The organism is Camelimonas sp. ID_303_24, from assembly GCF_053543495.1.
Window position 1 is genome coordinate 1 of sequence record NZ_JBLLJM010000055.1, and the last position, 6897, is coordinate 6897.

1 protein-coding gene and 1 pseudogene are annotated in these 6897 nt (G+C 58.1%); both read right to left on the reverse strand.

Features of this window, described 5'->3' with window-relative positions:
* Nucleotides 1–47: 47 nt before the first annotated feature.
* Nucleotides 48–1271 (reverse strand): annotated as a pseudogene (locus ACERNI_RS17895) (IS3 family transposase).
* Between the two features lie 37 nt (nucleotides 1272–1308).
* Nucleotides 1309–6162, reverse strand: coding sequence for an FkbM family methyltransferase (locus tag ACERNI_RS17900; RefSeq protein ID WP_448834587.1), 4854 nt, complete (start codon nucleotides 6160–6162; stop codon nucleotides 1309–1311).
* Nucleotides 6163–6897: the final 735 nt, after the last annotated feature.

Sequence of the window (6897 nt, forward strand, 5' to 3'; positions counted from 1 at the left end):
ATCCGATGACTCCCTTCGGGTGAACTGGCCCCCGTTTCACCGGAGACTCAGGCGGTTACGGTTTGAGCGGCGATGAACTCGCGAGGCGAGCGCATTTTTAGACCCGAGTGGGGGTGGTTGTCGTTGTAATCATCGATCCACGCCCCGATCAATTGAAGGGCTGTTCGGGCGTCCGGCAACTGCGTCACCTGGACATAATCGCGCTTCAGCGTCTTCACGAACGCTTCGGCCATGCCGTTGCTCTGCTGGCTCCGAACTGGCGTGAAACAGGATTTCAGGTTCAGCTGGCGGGCGAATATCTGCGTGTCTTTCGCGATGTAAGGGGAGCCGTTGTCAGACAGCATTTCGATGGCCATTGGCGCACGGAATGCGGCGAAGCGGCGTGCCACGGCTTCGAGCATGATATCCCGGATATCGGAGCCACTGATCCCGGCATTCACGTCCGCCCGCCATGCGATGACCTCCCTGTCGTGGGCGTCGATGATGAATGCGCCACGGACGTTTCCCCGTTCCAGCAGGTGAACTCGAAGCCATCCGAGCACCAGCGCAGGTTCGAGCGCATGACAATCACCTTGCCATCATGAGCGTATTCGGGGCGTTCCGAATACGTGCGGGCCAGCAGCAGGCTGTGGGCCTGCATGATCCGGTAGACCCTCTTGTGATTGACAGGCGGCAGGCCTTCAATACGCAGCTGGCGGTTCAGGATCGCCGTGATCCGCCGGTAACCGTAAGTGGGGCGCGCTGAAGCCAGCGCCGTGATCATCGGAACAACCGCCGCGTCCTGCGCTTTATGATAGCGCCGACGCGGCTTCGTGATGCCCTTCAGCCGCTGGATCAGGTTTGAGCGAGCCACACCCAGGGTGCCCGCCACCACCTTCACCGGAAACCCTCCTTGAGCGGCGAGCGCCCAGGCAAGGTCTGTTTTTTGAGCGGGACTTGTCCAGGGCCTCCCGCAGGATCTCGGCTTCCAGCGTCTTGCGGCCAAGCTGCCGTTCGAGTTCCCGGACGCGATCCTCCAGTTGCCGGACGACCTTGTTGCTGGTGACATCGTCGTCCCCCGCCACAGCGACACTCCCACCTTCGAGCATGAGCCGACGCCAACGGTACAGCAGATTTGGCGCAACCCCATTGCGGCGAGCGACGACAGAAATGCTGGCCCGATCATCCAGCGCCCGTTCGACGATCCGAAGTTTATCTGCGGTCGTCCAGTGGCGACGACGGCCACCATCCGTGATGATCTCAATCTCAGTCATAAGCACGTGCTCAGGCATATGCCCAAGCCTCCCGCGCTACGCTTGAATGTCCGGTTCAAACGGGGCCCAAGCCACCTAGAGCTGGCTGGCGCTCCGCCGCGACCGAAGAAAGGGTGGGTGTCGTGGCGGTCGACGGAGAAAAAGGGGCTCTCCTCCGGTCCGGCACCACTAGGACGCTGAAAAGAATATCCACCACTGCCTCCCAAGAATTGCGATCCGCATACATCCGTGATTGGGCTACAAGCCTTTTATAATATGCCGGATCTGACCAAATGTCCTTCAACGCGGCTGCAATCGTCTCTGCCTGCGCCGGGCAGGTCTGCGCCGTATCCCGTAGATCATCGAATATTCGCGACGGGCTAACAATCACGGGAAGTCCCGCGGCGATCGCATCCGCCGCAGCCGCACTGCCGCCCTCCGCGCTTTCATCATAGGAGAAAACGGCAATACTCGCGTTGCTCAAGGCAAGGAGGAGATCCCCCTTGTCATGATAGGTAGTGTCAAGCGTGACCACGTCTTCCAGATTGTTTCTGGCTATCGCATCGAGAACCTGCGCGTGCGCGCGTTCGGAATCAGCGCTCGGATAGTGGGGGCACAGCAACCGAAGTCGTGCCTCCGGCGCCACATCCCGAAGCAGGGCCAGCGCATCGACAATCACATCGAATCGCTTGTGCTCGCGCAGAAAGCCGTTCGACGCGATTGTAAACGGCCTCTCCTTATCCAAAGCCAAGCACTCCAGCGTGGTCGGCGGGGTGGGAATGGCAAGCGGCAAATGCAGCGCGCCCAATCCGTACTGGTGCATCAGCCGCAGATCTTCCCGCTTGTGCGCGATGATCGTGACGCCGGATTCGGCCAGTTCCTTCATCAGGGGAATCTGAGACTCGCCAAGAGAATGTAAGATAAGAGCGACGCGCTTCCCACTGTCGAGCAGCAATCGTGTCAGTCTGCGCAAATCCTTCTCGCCGAGGAACCCAGGATGATGCTGAATAATCGCCAGCTCAGCGTCGGAGGCTTCGACAAGAGCCTCGATGTCGTCCGCCAGACGCGTATCGACGTATTTCACGGTATCGTGGAACCAGCCGACGGAGGCCTTGCCTTCTAATCCACGCAAGTCGAGCGGCGCGAGCGGCGTCTCGCAAGTAAACACCGTGGAGCTGAAACCGCGGCGGTCCATTTCAGTCATTAGATGCCGCGTGTATTCACCAATTCCGCACTTCTGTCCGACTGTACTGATGTGTAGGGCCTTGATCGAAGCCCGTCCCGACGCGGTGCGGCGCTCCAGCCCGAACCAGCGAAGAAAACTGGTGTGCAGCCCTTGACCCAGTCGCGGCGAAAGGCGCTCCCAAGAAAAGCGGCTTTCGACCAGGTGCCGGTTGGCTGCGCCCGCCCGTTCACGCAGTGCGGCGTCAGAAGCATAACGTAACAAGGTCGCTGCCATGGAATCAGGATCGCATATCTCAACTCCGTAAGATGAAGCTTCAACAATACCACGCGCACCGATAGGCGTGGAAACAATGGGCAAACCAGCTGCCGCGAAATCGAACATCTTGATATTAGTGCCGGAGCCAGAAAGCATCGGATTCACGGCTATGTCTGCTGCATTCAGCCAGCCGACTTTAGCCCGCTCGGAGAGGTGGCCAGCGAGCCTTACGTTCTTTGGTACGTCGGGAGGGAGCCGATCGCAAACGCCGCCCGCTATCACGAAGAACATTTCCGGGCATAACGGAGCGAGCTTTTCAATGAGGATTTTTGCCGCCTCCACATTCGGCGTGTAGTCACTACCTATGAAGAAAGCCGTAGGGCTACCTTCTGGAAGGTTGAGCGCCGTCTTGAGCGAAGCCTTTTTTGCGATCGTGACCGGGGCAATACGCTGGGAGAACACGCCGTTGGGCATCAGCTCAATGCGGGAAAGCGGCCAGCCGTATATCTCGTTGAAGCGCGCCGCATCCCCGGCCGAGCAGGCCAGAATCAGATGCGCCCGGTCCCCTGCCTGTTGCTCAGCCGCTTCGACTTGGTCCAGCACGTATGACTGGAAAACGTCTCCGCGCTCAAGTAGCTGCTCGCGCAAATCGAGTTCCACATTATGCGAATCGTAGACAACGAACTTCCCCTCCAGCGCGCTATCGTCAATCAAGGGTGCAACCCATGGGTGCGAGAAGACCACGATATCGGCCCACTCGACCGCATGCTTCGCTTCGTCCAGGTAGGCCGTCGATAGATGACCCTGCACTCCGAACAACATGTCGATGACAACGCGTCCGCCGGATTTTTGCTTTGCCTCTTCGGCCACCTGGTGGTGAGCCGCGCTGAGGGGAACGACGATCTCCTTCAGTGAAGGAGTGAGCTGCTCCTGCCGGAACTCCTCGCCCGGCCAGTCGTAGCTGCCAACATAGCGGGTTTCGAACTGCTCCCCGAGATCGTGGTAGAGACCGTAAAGACGCAACCGGCCACCGCCGACGGCCGGCGTGATCGGCTGCATGTCCAGCACCGCTACTTTCAGCTTGGGCAGTGCAGTCCTAATGTCGCGCTCCACAACCGGGTCAAGCAAGATTTTTGCGACCTTCTCCCATGCGATGTCGCGCGCAACATCGGACGCCTCGAGGCCCATCTTCCGCGCCTTGTCCCGATCGGCCCAGAGCCGCTCCATGGCCTTGCGGACGCCCTGCACGTCAGGTTCTGCTACAAATCCCGTCTCACCGTCCCTGATGAACTGAAGTGGCTCTCCGGAATCGAAGCAAGTTATGACCGGCTTCGCATACGCAAACGCCTCTATGGTCACATATCCGTAGTCTTCGCGTACCGGGCAGAATACGACGCCGAGGCAGCGCTGGTAGAGGTTGGCTAGGCGGGCATCGTCCACATGACCCGCAAACACGATGCGTTTGTCGCCATCAGCTAAGGCCCGCAGCGCAGCTTCATCTTCGCCAGTTCCCGCGATGACGAGCTTCATAGGCAGATCCGACGCCTTTATCGCCTCAATGGCAAGGTTGACCCTCTTCCACCGATGCAGACGGCCGGGCATGAAGAAGTAGTCTCCGATAGGCCCAGCGACGATCCGCTGCATGTTCAACCCAGGATGAAGTGTCGTAGCGTCCAGCCCGTTGAACGAATCGAGGCGGCAGGTGACTTCCTCGCCGATCGCATATCGACGTTCAATAGCCCCCAGAGCCTCATTGTCTTTCTCTTGAATCCAGCGGCGTTGCGCCAGCCGGCTTTCGTCGGCATCCGGAAATGCCGTCTCAAACATATCGTAGAAGACCCTGATTGTGTGAACGAGATACAAGACATGATTACGGTGCTTCACGCAGTACGACGGGGCCTTGGTCGAGATCACAAGGTCGTAAGCGTTGAGATCGAGAGCCTCAAAGGCGGCATATCCGGCCTGGATTGCCTCGAAAGAAGACTCGTCGAACGGCAAGGTAACGAGATCCGCGGCCCAGCCCAGATCGCGTATGGCGCCGACCAGACCATCATAAAGTCGCTCCGCGCCGCCTGTGGTCCCGCCGGGGGAAACAGGCGCTACGACGGCCACACGCCTCTTATTATCGGATCCGTTTGAAAGCGGAGAAGTTTGCATCGGACAGATCTGTATCGAGGTCAACGCCGCGTCGTAATCCGGCCGGCGCGAGTTGGCGGCCGCCATCATCAATCTCTGATGGAAACCATTCGGCAGGAATGCCCCGATGCGCTTCGCCAGTTGCGCAAGGCGCGGATTCTTCTGTATGAGGCGGGCAAACTGCGCGAAAGCGGCGCGTAATACACGGCGTGGACGCGTCCCCGGTTTAAAGGTGATCCACGCCCGCATGCCCTTGGCAACCTGGCGTGGGTCGCGTATCAGCCAGCGCACCGCGCGCGACACGACACGCAAGGGTGCGGTGATGCGCCATGATGTCGATGCGCGCAGTATGGCTACCTCCTCTCCAAGCTTTACACTGCGGCAGGAGGCCAGAGCGTGCGCCTGCGAAAGTTGCGCCACCTTGTGGCCGCGTGCGGCAAGTTCAGTCTGAAGTGCAACGACCTCCTGTGCATGCGCTGCCGCAGCGTCTTCCATATCTCGTCGCAGGCGATCCGCGTCGGCGCTTTGCACCGCAATCGTCTCATTCTTTAGCGCAAGCTCACCCAAGACAGTAGCGTTCGTCTCGCGATAAGACCGCGCCATCGCCTCCGCTGAGTGCAGACGCGCAGTTAAAGTCTCCATTTCTGCTTTTATATAACCAGTACAAAATGAATTTATGCTCAAGTTAAATTCGTCGAAGACATTCGCTCCGAATCTGAGTTTTTGCTTCAAATGCATTTTGGTTTCATGTACGTAAAAACGATTGAGGCCATCGAAGTAAACAAATTCGTAGCCTAAATCGACAATCAAAGGCTCCCAGATGGAAAAATTCGGCTCCGGCGAACGGGGAACAGTGCTTTCGATAACGACGACCCATGGCCGCACCAGAGATGGTGACCAGCTTTGAAGGACATCGCGCTCCATTTCCTCAACGTCGATCTTCAGCCAGTGAATGTCCCGGTCCGCGTAACGGTCCAGAAGCGTAGCGAGACGGATAGTTTGAACTTCGATTTGTATCGCATCAAACCCCTCACTCCTATGCAGAGCAGCAACGTCCGCCTTGCCGGTGCCTAACCCTGTATCAAGGACATCAAAGAATGCGATCGTACCTTCCGTAGTTGCTACCGCAGCCTCGACTACTTCTTCATCAGGCCTCGCTGCGAGCAGGCTTTTAGCATAGCGAGGGACAGGTTCGACATGCACGCCGCGCCAGCCGTGCTCATAAAAGGCGCGGCTGACCGAATCCATGCTGGGATCGTGCGCCCCTATGTCAATGTAAAAGCCTTGGTGTATATGGCTAAGAGCGCGCCAAAGTAGCACATCCTCGAAGTTCTGTGCGTAGGAAATAAACATCAGGCGTGGGTCCTGTTTAGAGCGAATTGCGCAGTCAGTGCAGGTGCGCCGATGAAGACAATGCTTTCCGTGTTCATCACGTCGAAAACAAACATGTTGTCTCGCTACCTGTAATTATTTTTCATACGCGTACTGGAGCTCGCGGGTGCGGGAAAGAATGCATAGGAACCCAACTCTGGATCGCTAATGAAAATCAGATCATAGCGGATCGCTTGCTCTGCACCTATACGCTCAATAAGCTGGTGTGTACGCCGGGCGTTCATTCTCCGGACTATATGTCGCACTGCATAATCCCATAACCAGCCGTGGGGTAGCAAGCTTTGCCCGAGCAAGCGGGACATTGCCCACCCGAGCGGTTGCTATCTGTTCGCCGGACCCGGCACGAGAACGTGAAGTTCAGTCGCCGTGATCGGACAGGCACCCGGCCGCACATAAATCTACTCGTCCTTCTGACGACGCCACTCCAGCGTCAGCCATTCGCTGTCGCTGAAGGGGACCAAGGCGTTGTAGTGACGTTGCCCCCGGCATGCAATCCAGCTTTGCGATCTGCTGCCGGTTTCGTTGACGTTGCCCCGGTGTCCTACGTGTTTGATCCCATGGTTTAATGGTTCGGTCCTTTCTTTGGAATGGAAGGATGAACCGCCCCGGATTTGCCGGAGGCTCCGACTTTCAGCTAGGTTGGGGACTCAATCAGGTCCACTCGCTAATGACAGCGACATGGCCTGCTGCCGGTTT